The following is an 18,682-nucleotide window of genomic DNA, read 5'->3' as shown; positions in this document are numbered from 1 at the left end:
GCTGCGATATGAACTCTCTGTTTGCCAGCACGGCGCGTGGTCTGGAAGAATTGTTAAAAAGTGAACTGGAGGCGCTGGGCGCGCAGCACTGCACGGTGGTGCAGGGCGGTGTACACTTTCAGGGAGATAATCGGCTGCTGTACCAAAGCCTGATGTGGAGCCGACTGGCGTCGCGTATTCTGTTGCCGCTCAATACGTTCAAAGTCTACAGCGATCTGGATTTGTATCTGGGCGTGCAGGCGGTGGACTGGAGCGAGATGTTTGATGTCAATCACACCTTTGTGGTGCATTTCAACGGCACGAACGAGGTTATTCGTAACAGTCAGTACGGTGCGCTCAAGGTTAAAGATGCCATTGTGGACAGCTTTAGCCGTAAAACCGGCCAGCGCCCGGACGTGGCGCGCCAGCAAGCCGATATTCGCGTGGATGTGTTTTTGCAGCGTGAACAGGCAAGCGTTGCGCTGGATCTCAGTGGTGAAGGGCTGCATCTGCGCGGCTACCGCGAGCAGGCGGGACAGGCTCCGCTCAAAGAGACGCTGGCGGCAGCTATTGTGCAGCGCTCCGGTTGGCTGCCGGGCACGCCGATGTGCGACCCGATGTGCGGTTCCGGCACGCTGTTGATTGAGGCCGCGATGATGGCCGCCGATCGCGCGCCGGGTCTGCATCGCCAGCATTGGGGCTTTCTGGCCTGGAAAAAACACGATGCCGCGTTGTGGAAAAGTGTCACAACCGAAGCGCAAGCGCGCGCCCGTGCCGGGTTGCAAGCCACGACATCGCGTTTCTTCGGCTCGGATATTGACCGGCGCATCATCGAGATTGCCAGCGCCAATGCGCGTCGCGCCGGCGTCAGCGAACTTATCCGTTTTGACGCGCGTGATGCCACACAACTGAAAAACCCGCTGCCGCAAGGGCCGGCAGGCACCGTTGTCAGCAACCCGCCTTACGGCGAGCGGCTGGAGAGCGAACCGGCGCTGATTGCACTGCATAACCTGCTGGGCCGTAAGATGAAGAGTGAGTTTGGCGGCTGGCAGTTATCGCTGTTTAGCGCCTCGCCGGAACTGCTCAGTTGCCTGCAACTGCGTGCCGATCGCCAGTTCAAGGCGAAAAACGGCCCGCTGGATTGCGTGCAGAAAAACTACCGCCTGGCATCAGGCGAGCCGCAGGCAGATGCGCCGCAAACGGCGGTCTTTGCCGAGGATTTTGCCAACCGCCTGCGCAAGAATCTGCGCAAACTGGAAAAATGGGCGCAGCAACAGGGCATCGCCTGTTACCGTCTGTATGATGCCGACCTGCCGGAGTATAACGTGGCGATAGACCGTTACGGCAGCCGGGTGGTGGTGCAAGAGTATGCGCCGCCAAAGAGTATTGATGCGCAAAAAGCCCGCCAGCGCGTGTTTGATATTATTAATGCGACCCTCAGCGTGCTGGATATTCCGGCCAGCCATCTGGTGCTGAAAACCCGCGAGCGGCAGAAAGGCAAAAGCCAGTATGAGAAAATGGCCGAGAAGGGTGAGTTTCTGCAAGTCAGCGAGTTTAACGCCAAGCTGTGGGTGAACCTGACCGATTACCTCGACACCGGGCTGTTCCTCGACCATCGTATTGCCCGGCAGATGCTGGGACAGATGAGCAAAGGCAAAGATTTCCTCAATCTGTTTGCTTACACCGGCACCGCCAGCGTGCACGCCGGGCTCGGCGGCGCTCGCTCGACGACCACCGTGGATATGTCGCGTACCTATCTGGAGTGGGCGGAAAAGAACCTGCGCCTTAATGGTTTGACCGGGCGGCAGCACCGGCTGATGCAGGCTGACTGTCTGGCGTGGATGCAAGAGACGCACGAACAGTTTGACCTGATTTTTATCGACCCGCCGACCTTCTCTAACTCCAAACGGATGGAGGCGACATTTGATGTGCAGCGTGACCACCTGATGCTGATGACCCAGCTGAAACGCATGCTGCGCCCCGGCGGTACCATTCTGTTTTCCAACAACAAACGCGGCTTCCAGATGGATATCGCCGGGTTAACGACGCTTGGGCTGGTGGCAAAAGATATCAGCGCACAGACCTTGTCACAGGATTTCGCCCGTAACCGCCAAATCCACAACAGTTGGCTGCTTACACACGCTTCTGAGGAAAAATAATCACCATGTCATTAATCAGTTTATCCGGTGCCTGGCTGTCATTTAGCGACGCGCCACTGTTGGACAATACCGAACTGCATATTGAAGACAACGAGCGGGTGTGTCTGGTCGGGCGTAACGGTGCCGGGAAATCGACACTGCTGAAAATTCTGGCAAAAGAAGTTCTCCTGGATGATGGCCGACTGGTGTATGAGCAGGATTTGATTGTCGCCCGCCTGCAACAAGACCCGCCGCGTGATGTGGCTGGCAGCGTGTTTGATTTTGTCGCCGAAGGCGTGGCAGCGCAGGCTGAACACCTCAAAGCCTATCACGTTGCGCTGCGCCTGGTCGGGGAAGACCCGAGCGAGAAGAACCTCAACCAGTTGGCGAAGATTCAGGAAGTGCTCGACCATCAGGGGCTGTGGAAACTCGAAGACCGCATTAATGAAGTGTTAGATCAATTGGGGCTGTCGGCGGAGATGCCGCTGTCGGCGCTGTCCGGCGGCTGGTTGCGTAAGGCGGCGCTGGGGCGGGCATTAGTGAGTGGCCCGCGAGTGTTGTTGTTAGACGAGCCAACCAACCATCTGGATATCGAAACCATCGACTGGCTGGAAGGTTTTCTGAAGGCCTTTTCCGGCAGTATCGTGTTCATTTCTCATGACCGATCATTCATCCGTAATATGGCGACCCGCATTGTTGATTTGGATCGCGGCAAGCTGGTGTCCTGGCCGGGTAACTATGACACCTACTTAGCCGGTAAAGAAGAAGCGCTACGGGTAGAAGAGCTACAGAATGCCGAGTTTGACCGTAAACTGGCGCAGGAAGAGGTGTGGATACGCCAGGGCATTAAGGCGCGGCGAACCCGCAACGAAGGGCGGGTGCGCGCGCTTAAGGAAATGCGTCAGGAGCGCGCCGAGCGCCGCGAAGTGATGGGCTCGGCCAAAATGCAAGTGGAAGAAGCCGCGCGCTCCGGCAAAATCGTCTTTGAACTGGAAGACGTTGACTATCAGGTAGCGGGCAAGACGCTGGTGTCCGGCTTTTCGGCACAGGTGCAGCGTGGCGATAAAATTGCGCTGGTGGGGCCGAACGGCTGTGGGAAAACCACGTTACTGAAGCTGATGTTGGGGCAACTGGCGGCCAGCGCCGGGCGCATTCACTGTGGCACCAAGCTGGAAGTGGCCTATTTTGATCAACACCGGGCTGAATTAGACCCAGATAAAACGGTGATGGATAACCTCGCCGAAGGCAAACAGGAAGTGATGGTTAATGGCCGCTCCCGCCATGTGCTGGGCTATTTGCAAGACTTCCTGTTTCACCCCAAACGCGCCATGACGCCGGTCAGGGCGTTGTCTGGCGGGGAACGTAACCGCCTGTTGCTGGCTCGGTTATTTCTGAAACCCAGCAACCTGTTGATTCTTGACGAACCGACCAACGATCTGGATGTCGAAACGCTGGAGTTGCTCGAAGAGCTGCTGGAGAGCTATCAGGGTACGGTACTGCTGGTCAGCCATGACCGTCAGTTTGTCGATAACAGTGTCACCGAATGCTGGATTTTTGAAGGCGAAGGCGTCATTGGCCGCTATGTCGGCGGTTACTACGATGCGCAGCAGCAGCGTGCGTCCTCAGCGGCGCAGCGCGCGTCGAGCGGTGCTAAAAAAGAACCGACGCCGCAGCCTGCCGCCGTCGCCAGCGCACCGAGCGCCAAGCGTGGCGGCGGTAAACTCAGCTATAACCAACAGCGTGAGCTAGAGCAATTACCGCAGCAGATTGAGGCGCTGGAGCAAGACATTGAGCGCTTACAGCAACAGATGAATGACCCGGCGTTTTTCTCGCGCTCTCATGATGAAACGCAGCCGGTACTGACGGCGCTGGCGGCGGCCGAACAGCAACTGGAAGGCTGTTTTGAACGCTGGGAAGCGCTGGAAGCGCAGAAAAATGGCTGAATATTCGGCAGGCTACCGCAGCCTGCCCCTCACCGCGAGTGCGGTGAGGGATAATCTGTCTGCCGTGCCAAAAAGAGGGCGTACCGAACCCGCTGTTGCCCGTTATTGACGCAATACCACGCGTGTTGTCTCTCTCAGATTCTCATGAGGTGGCTAATGAACGAGCATCACCACCACGCTGATCCGCATCGCTATGATCGGCATAACCATGAACGCCATAACTATGATCGGCATATGTTGTGCCCGCATTGTGATTTGCTGCTGGAGTTGCCGTCGTTGCACGATGGCGAGCGGGCCGTATGCCCGCGCTGTCATGCGGTGTTATCCAGCCGTCAACGAGAGCCGCGCTGGCGGCCTGCCAGTTTCGCCTTCAGCGCCCTGATCATGCTGGTGTTATCCCTGCTATTTCCCTTCGTCTCGATGACGGTGGCGGGGATTCGCAGCGAGATTTCATTGCTGGAAATTCCCCGGGTGATGGTGGCCGAGCGTTATGTCAGCATGGCCACACTGTTTTTGCTGTTTGTGCAACTGGTGCCCGCCTGCTCGATGTTGATAATGGTGCTGCTGTGCCTGAGAGCACCGCTGCCTTATCGCATCAAACGCAGGTTTACGACGGTGCTGTTCCAGTTAAAAAGCTGGGGGATGGCGGAGATTTTTCTCGCCGGTGTGCTGGTGAGTTTTGTCAAGCTCATGGCCTACGGCGACATTGGTCTCGGGGCGAGTTTTATTCCCTATATTGTTTTTTGTCTGTTGCAGTTGCTGGCTTTTCAGAGCCTGGATAGACGCTGGCTATGGGATGATGTCGCACCGCCGCCGTTGATGCCAGCCGGTCTCGTCTGTGGCCAAAACGGGTTGTCGCAAGGGGTGCGCGCGTGTGCCTGTTGCAGTGCGATTTTGCCTGCGCATGAGCACCGCTGCCCACGCTGCCTGCGCCGGGGTCATGCGCGTCGCCGCCACAGCCTGCAATGGACAGTGGCGCTGCTGCTGACCTCGGTGTTGCTGTATGTGCCAGCGAATCTCTTACCGATTATGGTGACAGAGGCGCTGGGACACAACGCGACCTCAACCATTATGTCCGGCGTGATTCTGTTGTGGGAAAGCGGCTCATGGCCGATAGCATGGGTGATTTTCGTTGCCAGTATTATGGTGCCCTCATTGAAAATGCTGGCGTTGGGCTGGCTGTGCTGGCGCGCCCGTGCGGCGCGTTGCCGTGATTCAGCGCGTTTGCACCAGTTGTACGAGATAGTGGAATTTGTCGGCCGCTGGTCGATGATTGACGTATTCGTGATTGCCGTACTGTCGGCGATGGTACGAATGGGGCGACTGATGAGCATTTATCCGGCCATTGGCGCGGTACTTTTTGCCAGTGTCGTCATTTTGACCATGATTGCCGCGATGACCTTTGATCCCCGCTTGCTCTGGGACAGGCATCACGAACAGGGAGAGGAGCATTGCGTTGACAAAGACTAATCAAACGACGGCACACGTCGAGAGCATCGCGCGCTGGTCGCCGGTGTGGATAGTGCCGATAGTCACGGTTCTGATCGGTGCCTGGATTTTGTTTTATCACATCAGTCATCAGGGCCCGGAAATTACGCTGACGACACGCAGCGCAGAAGGGATTGAGGCGGGGAAAACCACCATTAAAAGCCGCAGTGTCAATGTGGGGGTGGTTGAGAATGTCCGGTTAAGCGATGACCTGCAACAGGTGGAAATTAAGGCCCGCCTGAACGAAGGAATGGAGAAATTACTGGGCAAGGATTCGGTCTTCTGGGTGGTGAAACCGCAAATAGGCCGTGAAGGTGTGTCAGGGCTTGGCACGTTACTTTCCGGTGCGTTTATTGAGCTGCAACCCGGGGCCGATAAGCAGGATAGCCGGGCATTTCATTTGCTGGACACACCGCCCCTGGCCTCTCCCGATGCCAGAGGTATCCGCATCACGCTGAACAGCGATCAGTCCGGCCAGTTAAATGCAGGCGACCCGGTGCTGTTTCGCGGCTTTCGCGTCGGCTCGGTGGAAACCAGCTATTTCGACCCCGTTGCCCGTAAAATGCGCTATCAATTGTTTATCACCGCCCCGTACGATCCGCTGGTGACGGCGAATGTCCGCTTCTGGAAAGACAGCGGTGTGGCGCTCAACCTCTCGGCACAAGGGATGCGTGTGGAAATGGGGTCGCTGAGTACCTTACTGAGCGGTGGGGTGAGTTTTGATGTGCCTGCTGGCTGGGAGCCTGGCAATCCGGCTCATGAGCGCGATGAATATCAGTTATTTGACAACCAGACCAGCATTCAGGATTCGCTCTATAGCGACTATAAAGAGTATTTGCTGTTCTTTGATGAATCGGTGCGAGGATTACAAGTGGGCGCACCGGTCGAGTTTCGCGGTATTCGGCTGGGTACGGTGGTTGAAGTGCCTTTCTTCCCGCATAACCTGCCGCAGAGTTTTGACAGTGATTACCGTATTCCGGTGCTGATCCGTATTGAGCCCGGTCGTCTCAAACAGGGGTTGCGCGAGCGGATGGACGTTGGGCAAGAGCTGAGTAAAGGGGCGATATCGGGGCTGCGTGCTTCGATGAAAACCGCCAATTTGTTGACCGGCGCACTCTATGTGGATCTTGATTTTTATCCGCAGCAAAAAGGGCGTGCCCTGGCGATGAGCACCCTGGATGGCTATCCGGTGCTGCCGACCGTCAACGGCGGGTTAACGCAAATTCAGCAAAAGCTGATGTCTGTGCTGGATAAAGTTAATGGTTTGCCGCTAAACCCGATGGTCGAGCAGGCGACTAAAACATTATCACAGGGTCAGACGACTTTGCGTGAGTTGCAAACCACCTTGACGTCGCTTAATACATTTATGCGCAGTGAGGCGATGCAACAGCTGCCGCAGGATATGCAGCGCACGCTGCGTGAGCTGAACCAGAGCCTGCAAGGTGTGCAACCGGGCTCCCCGGCCTATAACCACATGGTGGCGGATATGCAGCGCTTGGATCAAACACTGCGTGAATTACAGCCGCTGTTACGCACGCTCAATGAGAAAAGCAATGCGTTGATTTTTGAGGCACCCGGTGCCCAGGACCCTCAGCCGAAGAAGGCGAAACCATGAAGAAGGCGAAAGCATCATGATGAAAGGATGGCCGTTATGGCTGGTGCTGGTGCTGGGAGGCTGCGCCAGCCCGCAGAAGATTTACTATCAACTTCCGGTGACGGCGCAGAAGGCGCAGACCTCGGTGACGCAGGCGCAGGGGCGGCAGTTGTGGGTTGCGCCGATAGCGCTGGCCGATTCGCTGGCAGGGAGCGGCCTGGTGTTTCAGACCTCGCCCGTGCGTTACACCATTGCGGCGAATAATCTGTGGGCAAGCCCGCTAGACCAGCAACTCCAACAGGCGCTGGTCGCATCGTTACGTCATGACCTGGCGGGCTGGCACGTTTTTAGCAGCGGGCCGGTGACGAAAAATACCGCGAGTCTGCGTGTCAATGTGACGGCATTTCAGGGCCGGTTTGATGGGCGTGCGGTGATTCAGGGGGAGTGGGTGCTGCAAGACGAGCAACGCGTCGTGACGCAGCCATTTGCGCTGGAGATAGCCTTACGTGAAGACGGCTACGATGCCTTGGTCAGCGCGCTGGCACAAGGCTGGCAACAGGTCGCTGAGTCCGTCAGACGGCAGGCCGCTGCCGGCGTATAGGCGCTCATCACGCGCCACAGCGATAATAGTAAAAACCGCTGGATAGCGAGGGCTCACGGTAATTATGTGATGCTTGTCGCATTCTGGCGGTTTTGTTTTATGCTCAAGCGGTTAAGTGGCTATATCCCGCCCGATCGCAGAAAAACCCTCAGTGTGGTTCACAAATATGACAATCTCGTGAATTTTATCGCTTGATCTTCACCGCCGGAATGACTATTCATAAAGAGTGGTTGCATGAAAAGTAACCACTGGTTTCTTTCCACCAGCGTCAAAATGAGGGAAACAAGGCATGAAGAGACAAAAAAGAGATCGTTTGGCACGGGCACATTCACGGGGTTATCAGGCTGGCATTGTTGGTCGGCCCAAGGAGCTCTGTCCTTATCAATCTATCGATGCCCGCTCTAACTGGTTGGGAGGCTGGCGGCAAGCCATGGAAGACAGGACGGTGATTGCCTGACGCTGTCTTTCAAGAAGGAAGAACCTCCGCGAATGCGGAGGTTTTCGTTTATAGATATCCCCGTCATACGTCAAGTTGCAGGTGCGTGAGCCTTCCTGCAACGCGAATGATTTAGGGTATAACCGGATAATCAACGCGCGCTGTTGAATAAAACTATTCAGATAGCGCGTAAGCGATGCGCGGATGCCTCAGCCAGCATGTCGAGCAACTGTTCACTGTCTTGCCAGCCCAGACAGGCGTCGGTGACAGATTGGCCGTAAGTGAGCGGCGCTGAATGTTCTAAAGGTTGCGCGCCTTCGCGCAAGAAACTCTCCACCATCACGCCAGCAATAGCCTGACTGCCTGCGCGCATTTGCTCACAGATAGCCTGTGCAACACTCAACTGACGTTTGAACTGCTTCTGGCTATTACCGTGACTAAAATCGACCACTAACCGCTCTGGCAGGGCAAATTCACGCAAGGCAAGGCAGGCGCGGGTAATGTGTTCGGCCTCATAGTTGGGCGTTTTTCCGCCGCGCAGAATAATGTGGCCAAATGGATTGCCGTGCGTCTGGTAGACCGTCATGTGGCCCTGCTTATCAGGCGACAGGAACATATGGCGCGATCGGGCGGCTCTGATAGCGTCGATGGCGATGCGCACATTACCGTCAGTGCCATTTTTAAACCCCACCGGGCAGGAGAGCGCGGAGGCCATTTCCCGGTGAATTTGGCTTTCGGTTGTACGCGCGCCGATAGCGCCCCAGCTAATGGTATCGGCGATGTACTGACCCGTGACGATATCAAGAAACTCGGTGGCGGTTGGCAGGCCCAGCGCATTAATGTCGAGGAGTAGCCGACGCGCTTGTCGTAAGCCCTCGTTAACCTGAAAACTACCGTCTAGCTGCGGGTCGGCAATTAATCCCTTCCAGCCCACTACCGTGCGGGGTTTTTCAAAATAGGCGCGCATGACGATTTCTAGCTGCGACTGGTAACGGGTGCGCAGCATCGCCAGTTTTGCCGCATACTCTCTGGCGCTGTCGGGATGATGAATGGAGCATGGCCCGATTATCACCAACAGGCGGTTATCCTGACCGGAAAGAATGTGTTCTATACGCGTGCGAGAAGCGATGATGGTTTCTGCGACTGCCGGAGTCAACGGCAGTTCGCTCAACAGTTCGTGCGGCGTCACCAGACGGGTCAGCCGTTCGCTGCGCAGCTCATCAGTGGGTTGCATGTGTTATCTCTGAATGTGCATAAAGCTTGCCGTAGTCGGCGGGCCTGGAATGAATACCTGTCAGGTGTTACCTCATCACACGCAATCGGTGATGAGGCGTGCGCAATTGAGGCATGCGCAATAATGCAGCAAACGCACCTGACTGCGATGGGCGATAGTCTATCAGACAATCCATCGGTTGGGGCCGCTAAGTGGTCGTTAATACATACGTCGATTGATACCCATCAGGTCGATAATGCGGGCAGATATCTCTTCAACAGAATAATTGGTGGTGTTGATATAGTTGATCTGATGACGGCGAAACAGCGATTCCACCTCATTGAGCTCCATACGACACTGACGCAGTGACGCATAACGGCTATTACCGCGCCGTTCCTCGCGGATGGCGGCTAGCCGCTCGGCGTCAATCGTCAGGCCAAACAACTTTTGTTGATAGGGTTTGAGTGCCGCAGGCAGTGACAGGTTATCCATGTCATCGGCGGTAAACGGGTAGTTGGCGGCACGAATGCCAAATTGCATTGCCAGATACAGGCTGGTGGGCGTTTTACCGCAGCGCGACACGCCCAGTAAAATCACCTGAGCCTGATCGAGATTACGTAATGAAATACCGTCATCATGCGCCAGCGTGTAATCAATGGCGGCGATGCGCGCGTCATATTTGGTCAGGTTATTCGCGGTCAAACCATGCGTACGGTTAGCGACCGGCATGGGCGCAACATTTAATTCCTGCTGCAATGGCGCAACCAGCGCCTGGACGATGTCCTGACAAAACCCCTCGCTATGCGTGATGATATTGCGGATAGCCGGTGTGACAATCGAATAAAACACCAGCGGGCGAACGCCGCTCTGACGATAGAGCTCGTCGATTTGTTCGCGTACGGCCGTTGCCCGCGCTTCATTATCGACAAACGGCAAGGTGTGGCTGTGCGTGTTGACTGGAAACTGCGACATGACCGCATGGCCCAGCACTTCGGCGGTGATGGCGGTGCCGTCGGAGACATAAAAGACGCTTCTTGCCATACCGATTTCTCTTGCCAGATTCGGCTCTTTTTCCATACCCACTCCTTAGTGACCTGCGCTGATGACTGACACTCTTTGTGCCGAAAATTCGCTGTTTTGCTAAATTTTTATTGAAACGTTATTTCAATATCTTTCTGATTAAGATGCCTTTATTAAGCAATATTGTTTTTTTTATGGCTTTTGGCAATCACTGTCTGTCAGTTGTGTTTTTTTCACTAGGTTGATCGATTCACCTTTCCGAAGTTTGAGATGGCCTGTGCTACGCTCGTAGCGCCGGTGTCGTTCCGGCGCGATATTTCTCGTCTTAATTCTTTACACCCTAACTGTAAGCAAAAAGGATTATTTTCGATGTCTAATAACGGCCCTGATATGCGTCATGTCCTGTGGTACAACCAGCTCGGTATGCATGACGTTGAGCGAGTGGGGGGGAAAAACGCCTCCCTGGGGGAGATGATCACCAATCTGTCGGAACTGGGGGTGTCGGTTCCGAATGGGTTTGCCACAACGGCGCAGGCGTTTAATGATTTTCTCAATCAAAGCGGTATTAATCAGCGCATCTACGCACTGTTGGACACCATCGATGTTGACGATGTTAGCCAGCTTGCCAAAGCCGGTGCGACTATCCGCCAGTGGATTATCGACACGCCTTTTCAGCCAGAGCTGGAGCAGGCGATTCGCGATGCCTATCAACAACTGGCGGACGGTGAGCCGCAGGCCTCGTTTGCCGTGCGCTCGTCAGCGACCGCAGAGGATATGCCGGATGCTTCATTTGCCGGGCAGCAGGAAACCTTCCTTAACGTGCAGGGCATTGACGCCGTCATGGTGGCGGTAAAACATGTGTTTGCGTCACTGTTTAACGATCGCGCCATTTCGTATCGCGTCCATCAGGGGTATGACCATCGCGGCGTAGCGCTCAGTGCCGGTGTGCAACGCATGGTGCGCTCGGATTTGGCCTCATCGGGTGTGATGTTCACGATTGATACCGAATCCGGCTTCGATCAGGTGGTGTTCATTACTTCTGCCTGGGGACTCGGCGAAATGGTGGTGCAGGGGGCCGTGAACCCGGATGAATTCTATGTGCATAAACCGACATTGCTGGCAGGACGGCCTGCGGTTGTGCGCCGCAATATGGGCTCGAAAAAAATCCGCATGGTGTATGCCGCAAGCCAGGAGCACGGCAAGCAGGTGCGCATAGAAGACGTGGAAGACGCGCTGTGTACCCGTTTTAGCCTGAGCGATGACGAGGTGCAGGCGCTGGCGCATCAGGCGGTGCTGATTGAGAAACATTATGGCCGCCCGATGGACATCGAATGGGCGAAAGATGGTCACACCGGCAAGCTGTATATCGTGCAGGCTCGGCCAGAAACGGTGCGCTCTAACGGGCAGGTGATGGAGCGTTATCATCTTGCAGGCGCAGGCGAGGTGCGGGTAGAAGGGCGCGCCATCGGTCATCGCATTGGTGCTGGCGAAGTCAAAATCATTAATGACATTAGCGAAATGCACCGCGTGAATGCCGGTGATGTGCTGGTCACTGATATGACCGATCCCGACTGGGAACCTATCATGAAAAAAGCGGCCGCGATAGTCACCAACCGTGGCGGGCGCACCTGCCATGCGGCGATTATTGCCCGTGAATTGGGGATACCAGCCGTGGTGGGGTGCGGCGATGCAACAGAGCGGTTGCATAATGGCGAACCGGTAACGGTCTCGTGTGCGCAAGGCGACACGGGGTATGTGTATCAGGGGCGGCTTGATTTTACGGTGAACAGTTCGCAGGTAGAAACCCTGCCAGCACTGCCGCTGAAAATCATGATGAATGTGGGCAATCCTGACAGAGCATTTGATTTTGCCTGCCTGCCGAATGAAGGCGTTGGGCTGGCGCGGCTGGAGTTCATTATCAATCGCATGATTGGCGTACACCCGCGCGCATTGCTGGAGTTCGATGCCCAGACGCCGGAATTACAGCGTGAAATTCGCCGCCTCATGCAGGGCTACGACTCACCGGTCGAGTTTTATATTGAGCGGCTCAAAGAGGGCATTGCGACGCTGGCGGCCGCCTTCTGGCCGAAGCGGGTGATTGTGCGCTTGTCGGATTTTAAGTCCAACGAATACGCTAACCTGCTCGGCGGCAGCCGCTATGAGCCGCATGAAGAGAACCCGATGCTGGGTTTCCGGGGCGCCGGGCGTTATGTCTCGCCAGATTTTCGCGCCTGTTTTGCACTGGAGTGTGAAGCGGTGAAACGGGTGCGTAACCTGATGGGGTTGACCAACGTTGAGGTGATGATCCCGTTTGTGCGCACAGTCGTACAGGCGCAGGCGGTGGTTGATGAGCTGGCACATCAGGGGCTCCGGCGCGGCGAGAACGGGCTGAAAGTGATTATGATGTGTGAGATCCCGTCCAATGCGTTGTTGGCCGATGCGTTTCTTGAGCATTTTGATGGCTTCTCGATAGGTTCAAATGACATGACGCAGTTAACGCTTGGGCTCGATCGCGATTCCGGCGTGGTGTCGTCACTGTTTGATGAGCGTAATGATGCGGTGAAGGCGCTGCTGTCAATGGCGATTCAGGCGGCTAAACGCCACGGCAAATATGTTGGTATCTGTGGTCAGGGGCCGTCTGATCACGAAGATTTTGCCGCCTGGCTGATGGCAGAAGGCATTGATAGCCTGTCATTGAACCCGGACACCGTGGTGCAAACCTGGCTGAATTTGGCGCAAAAAGCGTAATCTGTCGTTGCTGCATCGGCGGCATCCGCTTACGACGCCTGGCATCGAGAGAGGTCAGGCGTTTTTTATTGCGCCGGATGAAACGGTGTGATGGAACTCGATGCGATAGACGAGGGGGCAGTGTGGGGCAGATTCCCTGTTGGGGTCATCGCGCCTGTTTGCGAGACCGTCAGCATCAGAAAAGAATAAAAAAAAGCCCACCTTAGGGGATGGGCAAAGACTACACACAGCAATTCGTTACTCGCTCTGACGAGGAAAAACCTCACTGACAAACATTCTGTTTTGAGGAACATACCGTTTTGACGAACATGACGTTCTGACAAACATAACGTTGACAATAGCTCTGGGGTTTATAGTAGGTTTTGGTGCGTGAGGAGTCATTAGGAATCATCCTAATGGTTAATCATTATTGAATAATTGATGTGTTCAAAAGAATTTTTATCGATCAAAGCGATCTTGTATCGAGTTTATTGCCGCAGATTGCAGATTAATAATGAGATTTTTCTTAAAATGTTAAGATATTCTTACCTTTCTTCAATTCCCGGCGTAAACCACGCCGGGAAGATGAATCCTCTTAGGATTTTTTGGTCGGCGAGGGGAGCGCATTGAGCGACGGGGGCTCTGGCGCATCCTTCATCCAGGCAGAGAGCAGGCGATAAGAGACAGCCAACACCACCGGCCCGATGAATAGCCCTATCATGCCAAATGCCAACAGACCGCCAATGACGCCGGAAAGGATGAGTAACATCGGCAAATCCGCTCCCATACGGATTAACAGCGGGCGGATGATGTTATCCAGCGTTCCTACCACGCAGCTCCAGATAAGCAAGACGGTGCCCCAACTGGTGTCGCCGCTCCAGTAAAGCCAGATTATCGCGGGAACCAGTACCAACAGTGGGCCGAGCTGCGCGACACAAGACAGGAACATCAGCACCGTGAGCAGCGTGGTATAAGGAATACCGGCCAAAGCCAGGCCGAGCCCACCCAAGACGGATTGTACAATGGCGGTGACAACGACCCCGAGCGCGACTGCCCGAATCGCCTGTGCCGCCAGAATTACCGCTGAATCGCCCCCTCTGCGCCCCAGCTTGATGGCAAAACGTCGCACGCCCAGAGCGACCTGATCGCCTTTGCTGTACAGCAAGATGCTAAACAGCACCATCAGGGCGCAATGCATCAGGAATCGACCAATATGCGCCGCTTGCGCCACGACCCAGGCCGCCGTTTGGCCGATATACGGCTGTACTTTCGCCATGAGCGCCGGGCCGCTGCTGTGGGCCAGAGAGTGCCAACTGCTGTGTAATTTGGCCCCGACCAGCGGAATAGCATTCAGCCAGTCAAGCGAGGGCGGCGTGAGGCGATCTTGTTGATTTATCCAGCTAATCAGGTTAGAGGCGTTATCAATGACGCTACTCACCAGAATCGAGGTTGGGATAACAAACAGCAACACCAACAAGAGCGTCATGACGATGACCGCCAGTGCGCGATATCCCCAAAGTATTTGCTGTAAACGCATCAACAAAGGCCAGGTGGCAATCACCACCATGCTTGCCCAGGCAAACCCGAGAATAAAGGGTTGCACCACCCAAAAACAGGCAATAATCAGAAAGCCGATAAATAGCAGGCTAAACAGGATTCGCGCCAGGTCGAATCGCTGTGACTGAGATGATTTCATCAAACGTAATTACCTCATTCATTTAGCAATATGGCTAATAAAAATGATGAAAGCAGGGGGGTGCTGTCATACCGCAGGCACCCGATTGACGGTGGCCTCAATCATGCGTGATTTTCAACACTTTGCACAGTGATACCTTAACGAACAAGGCGATATGAGCCGCGTTGCGCCGCTTACCGTGGCATAACGGCACTAAGTTTTTGTTATCCACTAACGCACAGACCTGAGAAATATGATAAAACGACATAGCCTCAGGCAGCGGCTATGTCGCCTGAAAGGTAATTATCGTAACTAGGCAAACACCTCTCGCACGGACAGGGTCAACACATAATGATCCCACAGATCACACAGGCACCGGGCATCGTTCAACCGGTGCTGAATTTTTTGGAAGCGTTGAAGCAACACGGGTTTACCGGCGATACCGCCACCAATTACGCCGATCGCCTGACAATGGCGACGGACAACAGTATCTATCAGTTATTGCCTGACGCCGTGGTTTTTCCACGCTCAACGGCGGATGTGGCGCTGCTGGCGCGTCTGGCGGGTGATGCGCCATTTCGCGAGCTGATTTTTACGCCCCGGGGCGGCGGCACCGGTACGAATGGTCAGGCGCTGAATCAGGGCATCGTGGTGGACATGTCCCGCTACATGAACCGTATTTTGGAAATCAACCCGGAACAGGGCTGGGTGCGTGTTGAGGCTGGGGTGATTAAAGACCAGCTTAACCAGTATCTCAAGCCATTCGGCTATTTCTTCTCACCAGAGCTCTCCACCAGTAACCGCGCCACGCTTGGCGGCATGATCAATACCGATGCCTCAGGGCAAGGGTCGTTGGTGTATGGCAAAACCTCAGACCATGTATTGGGGCTGCGCGCGGTGCTGTTGGGCGGCGAATTGCTGGATACCCAGGCAATGCCGGTGGCGCTGGCAGAACAACTGGCGCAGGATGACTCGCCCGTTGGCCGTATTTATCACACCGTGTTGCATCGTTGCCGCGAGCAACGTGCGCGCATTATTGAAAAATTCCCCAAACTGAACCGTTTCCTGACCGGTTATGACCTGCGCCATGTCTTCAGCGATGATATGCAATCGTTTGACTTGACGCGAATCCTCACCGGTGCGGAAGGTACGCTGGCGTTCATTACCGAAGCGAAGCTGGATATTACGCCGCTGCCTAAAGTGCGCCGCCTGGTCAACGTGAAATATGACTCGTTTGATTCTGCGCTGCGCAGTGCGCCGTTTATGGTGGAAGCCCGCGCGCTGTCGGTAGAAACGGTGGACTCAAAAGTGCTCAATCTGGCGCGTGAAGACATCGTCTGGCACTCCGTCAGTGAACTGATTACCGATGTGCCGGGCGAGGAGATGCTGGGGCTGAATATCGTTGAGTTTGCCGGAGACGATGAGGCCTTGATAGACGGGCAGGTCGGCGCGCTGTGCGAACGTCTTGACGGGCTGCTGGCTGGCCGTGAAGCCGGGGTGATTGGTTATCAGGTGTGTCGCGAGCTTGCGGGTATCGAGCGCATTTATGCGATGCGTAAAAAAGCGGTCGGCTTGCTTGGCAACAGTAAAGGTCAGGCCAAACCAATTCCGTTTGCCGAAGATACCTGTGTGCCGCCGCAGCACCTGGCGGATTATATTGTCGAGTTTCGCGCCTTGCTGGATAGCCACAACCTGAGCTATGGCATGTTTGGCCATGTCGATGCCGGTGTGCTGCATGTCCGCCCGGCGCTTGATATGTGTGACCCACAGCAGGAAATGCTGATGAAGCAACTCTCGGATGAGATTGTGGCGCTGACGGCAAAATACGGTGGTTTGCTGTGGGGCGAACACGGCAAAGGGTTCCGCGCACAGTACAGCCCGGCGTTTTTCGGGCCCGAATTGTATGATGAGTTGCGCCGGGTTAAAGCGGCGTTCGACCCGGACAATCGCCTCAACCCCGGCAAGATTTGCGCACCGTTCGGCCTTGATGCGCCGATGATGCAGGTCGATGCGGTGAAGCGCGGCACCTATGATCGCCAGATTCCACTGGCCGTGCGTAGCGCCTATCGCGGGGCGATGGAGTGCAATGGTAACGGGTTGTGCTTTAATTTTGATGTTCGCAGCCCGATGTGCCCTTCGATGAAAATCACCGGCGATCGCATTCATTCTCCCAAGGGGCGGGCCACGCTGGTACGTGAATGGCTGCGCCTGTTGTCAGAACGGGGGGCCGATCTGCTGGCGCTGGAAAACGCGTTGGCACAGCCGCGCCTGAGTCTGCGCGGTTTGATAGCCAAAACCCGCAATACGCTGGCGGCACAGCGGGGCGAGTATGATTTCTCTCATGAAGTGAAAGAGGCGATGTCGGGCTGTCTGGCCTGTAAAGCCTGCTCAACGCAATGCCCGATTAAAATTGACGTGCCGGGTTTCCGCGCCCGTTTTCTGCAACTGTATCACACTCGCTATTTGCGCCCGGTGCGCGATTATCTGGTGGCCGGAGTAGAAAGTTATGCACCGTTAATGGCGCGCAGCCCGAAAACGTTTAACTTCTTTTTACGCCAGCCGTGGCTTAATGCGATAAGCCGCACGCAAATCGGTATGGTGGATTTGCCGCTGCTTTCTGAACCCTCGTTGCGTCAGCAGTTTGTCGGCCACCGGGCAATGGCGACTACGCTTGAGCAACTCGAGCAAATGCCTGCTGCCGAGCGTGCCGATCATGTGCTCATCGTGCAAGACCCGTTTACCAGTTACTACGATGCACAGGTGGTTGCCGATTTCATTCGGCTGGTGGAAAAACTGGGGTTACGACCGGTATTGCTGCCCTTCTCACCTAATGGTAAACCGCAGCATATCAAAGGCTTTTTACAGCGATTTGCCCGAACGGCGGATAAAACGGCCGCCTTCCTTAATCGCGTGGCGCGCCTTGGTTTGCCGATGGTTGGGGTCGATCCGGCGTTGGTGCTGTGCTATCGCGACGAATACCGTGAAGCGCTGGGTGATAAGCGCGGTGATTTTCAGGTACAACTGGTACATGAATGGTTAAGCAGCGTTCTGAGCAAGCGAGACGGTGCCGCTGAAGCATTACGTGGTGAGAGCTGGTATCTGTTTGGTCACTGTACGGAAACCACGGCATTGCCTGCCAGCGGCCAGCAGTGGGCGACTATCTTCGCCCACTTTGGCGCGCGGCTGGAAAATGTCAGCGTCGGCTGTTGCGGTATGGCGGGGACTTATGGCCATGAAACCCGTAATTTGACACATTCCAAAGGGATCTATGCGTTGTCGTGGCAACCTGCGCTGCAACAGTTGCCTCCAGCCCGTTGTCTGACGACCGGTTATTCTTGCCGTAGTCAGGTGAAACGCATGGAAGGGCGCGGCTTAAGACACCCATTGCAGGCGTTACTGGAGTTGATGTGATGCTGTGGAAACGAGATGCGGATATTGAGCAATTAAATCAGATGGCCAAGGGCGGGATTGCGAGTCATATCGGTATTCGCCTGACGCGACTGACGGATGAGACGCTGGAAGGCGTGATGCCGGTTGATGAACGTACCCGCCAGCCATTTGGCCTGTTGCACGGTGGCGCATCCGTGGTGTTGGCTGAATCACTGGGGTCGATTGCCGGTTATTTGTGTTCACAAGGCGAGCAGCGTGTCGTGGGAGTAGAAGTGAATGCTAACCATCTGCGCGCGGTGACGAGCGGTGAGGTGCGTGGCGTCTGCCGTGCGCTGCATGTCGGCAAACGGATGCAGGTCTGGCAGATTGACATTTTCGATGAGCATGAGCGGCTTTGCTGTACATCACGCCTGACTACCGCTGTGGTGACGCCAGCCTCGTCATAGTACCGGTCGCTTTTCTCTCACAGGCTCCTTTG

12 protein-coding genes and 1 other RNA gene are annotated in these 18,682 nt (G+C 55.4%); 9 read left to right on the top strand and 4 right to left on the bottom strand.

Annotated features, from left to right (window positions below; all coding sequences use genetic code 11):
- Positions 1-8 precede the first annotated feature (8 nt).
- The 6 genes from rlmKL to rmf all read left to right on the top strand — a co-directional run bounded on the left by rlmKL (position 9) and on the right by rmf (position 8,200).
- A complete protein-coding gene (gene rlmKL / locus O1Q98_RS04055; protein ID WP_125259084.1) occupies positions 9-2,138 on the top strand; it encodes a bifunctional 23S rRNA (guanine(2069)-N(7))-methyltransferase RlmK/23S rRNA (guanine(2445)-N(2))-methyltransferase RlmL in 2,130 nt (709 codons plus the stop codon).
- 5 nt (positions 2,139-2,143) lie between these two features.
- Positions 2,144-4,060, top strand: coding sequence for an ABC transporter ATP-binding protein (locus tag O1Q98_RS04050; protein WP_125259085.1), 1,917 nt, complete (start codon positions 2,144-2,146; stop codon positions 4,058-4,060).
- A gap of 156 nt (positions 4,061-4,216) precedes the next feature.
- A complete protein-coding gene (gene pqiA / locus O1Q98_RS04045; RefSeq protein WP_125259086.1) occupies positions 4,217-5,530 on the top strand; it encodes a membrane integrity-associated transporter subunit PqiA in 1,314 nt (437 codons plus the stop codon).
- Positions 5,517-7,163, top strand: a complete 1,647-nt coding sequence (gene pqiB, locus O1Q98_RS04040; protein WP_125259087.1) for an intermembrane transport protein PqiB — start codon at positions 5,517-5,519, stop codon at positions 7,161-7,163. The genes pqiA and pqiB overlap by 14 nt, the downstream gene beginning before the upstream one ends.
- 16 nt (positions 7,164-7,179) lie before the next feature.
- Positions 7,180-7,743: a membrane integrity-associated transporter subunit PqiC gene (gene pqiC / locus O1Q98_RS04035; protein WP_125259088.1), complete on the top strand. Its 564-nt coding sequence runs from the start codon at positions 7,180-7,182 to the stop codon at positions 7,741-7,743.
- Between the two features lie 289 nt (positions 7,744-8,032).
- On the top strand, positions 8,033-8,200 hold the full coding sequence (gene rmf, locus O1Q98_RS04030) for a ribosome modulation factor (RefSeq protein ID WP_125259089.1): 168 nt from the start codon (positions 8,033-8,035) through the stop codon (positions 8,198-8,200).
- Between the two features lie 157 nt (positions 8,201-8,357).
- On the opposite strand, the gene O1Q98_RS04025 is transcribed toward rmf, so the two are convergent.
- Complete coding sequence (locus tag O1Q98_RS04025) at positions 8,358-9,413, bottom strand: 3-deoxy-7-phosphoheptulonate synthase (protein WP_125259090.1); 1,056 nt, start codon at positions 9,411-9,413, stop codon at positions 8,358-8,360.
- Between the two features lie 198 nt (positions 9,414-9,611).
- On the bottom strand, positions 9,612-10,433 hold the full coding sequence (gene ppsR / locus O1Q98_RS04020) for a posphoenolpyruvate synthetase regulatory kinase/phosphorylase PpsR (RefSeq protein WP_125259158.1): 822 nt from the start codon (positions 10,431-10,433) through the stop codon (positions 9,612-9,614).
- Between the two features lie 348 nt (positions 10,434-10,781).
- Here ppsR and ppsA point away from each other — a divergent pair, with 348 nt between their 5' ends.
- Positions 10,782-13,160: a phosphoenolpyruvate synthase gene (gene ppsA / locus O1Q98_RS04015; protein WP_125259091.1), complete on the top strand. Its 2,379-nt coding sequence runs from the start codon at positions 10,782-10,784 to the stop codon at positions 13,158-13,160.
- A gap of 185 nt (positions 13,161-13,345) precedes the next feature.
- Here the strand turns inward: ppsA and rprA are convergent.
- Both rprA and ydiK read right to left on the bottom strand, forming a co-directional pair.
- Positions 13,346-13,453, bottom strand: an RNA gene (gene rprA, locus O1Q98_RS04010) — antisense sRNA RprA.
- Between the two features lie 281 nt (positions 13,454-13,734).
- Positions 13,735-14,838, bottom strand: a complete 1,104-nt coding sequence (gene ydiK, locus O1Q98_RS04005) for an AI-2E family transporter YdiK (RefSeq protein WP_125259092.1) — start codon at positions 14,836-14,838, stop codon at positions 13,735-13,737.
- Between the two features lie 327 nt (positions 14,839-15,165).
- On the opposite strand from ydiK, the gene ydiJ reads away from it, so the two are divergent.
- Positions 15,166-18,225 carry a D-2-hydroxyglutarate dehydrogenase YdiJ gene (gene ydiJ / locus O1Q98_RS04000; RefSeq protein ID WP_125259093.1) on the top strand — a complete coding sequence of 1,020 codons (3,060 nt, stop codon included), beginning with the start codon at positions 15,166-15,168 and terminating at the stop codon, positions 18,223-18,225.
- Positions 18,225-18,650 carry a hotdog fold thioesterase gene (locus tag O1Q98_RS03995; protein WP_125259094.1) on the top strand — a complete coding sequence of 142 codons (426 nt, stop codon included), beginning with the start codon at positions 18,225-18,227 and terminating at the stop codon, positions 18,648-18,650. Before ydiJ ends, O1Q98_RS03995 begins: the two co-directional genes overlap by 1 nt.
- The last annotated feature ends 32 nt before the right edge of the window (positions 18,651-18,682 follow it).

The organism is Dickeya lacustris, from assembly GCF_029635795.1.
In the GTDB taxonomy this organism is placed as follows: domain Bacteria; phylum Pseudomonadota; class Gammaproteobacteria; order Enterobacterales; family Enterobacteriaceae; genus Dickeya; species Dickeya lacustris.
Note: the sequence above shows the minus strand (reverse complement) of the source record. Positions and strands in the feature narration are given on the sequence as shown.

Coding starts and splice junctions, on each gene's coding strand:
- rmf (WP_125259089.1), top strand. CDS start 8,033: ATGAAGAGACAAAAAAGAGATCGTTTGGCACGGGCACATTCACGGGGT.
- pqiA (WP_125259086.1), top strand. CDS start 4,217: ATGAACGAGCATCACCACCACGCTGATCCGCATCGCTATGATCGGCAT.
- pqiC (WP_125259088.1), top strand. CDS start 7,180: ATGATGAAAGGATGGCCGTTATGGCTGGTGCTGGTGCTGGGAGGCTGC.
- rlmKL (WP_125259084.1), top strand. CDS start 9: ATGAACTCTCTGTTTGCCAGCACGGCGCGTGGTCTGGAAGAATTGTTA.
- ppsR (WP_125259158.1), bottom strand. CDS start 10,433: ATGGCAAGAAGCGTCTTTTATGTCTCCGACGGCACCGCCATCACCGCC.
- O1Q98_RS04025 (WP_125259090.1), bottom strand. CDS start 9,413: ATGCAACCCACTGATGAGCTGCGCAGCGAACGGCTGACCCGTCTGGTG.
- O1Q98_RS03995 (WP_125259094.1), top strand. CDS start 18,225: ATGCTGTGGAAACGAGATGCGGATATTGAGCAATTAAATCAGATGGCC.
- ppsA (WP_125259091.1), top strand. CDS start 10,782: ATGTCTAATAACGGCCCTGATATGCGTCATGTCCTGTGGTACAACCAG.
- ydiJ (WP_125259093.1), top strand. CDS start 15,166: ATGATCCCACAGATCACACAGGCACCGGGCATCGTTCAACCGGTGCTG.
- O1Q98_RS04050 (WP_125259085.1), top strand. CDS start 2,144: ATGTCATTAATCAGTTTATCCGGTGCCTGGCTGTCATTTAGCGACGCG.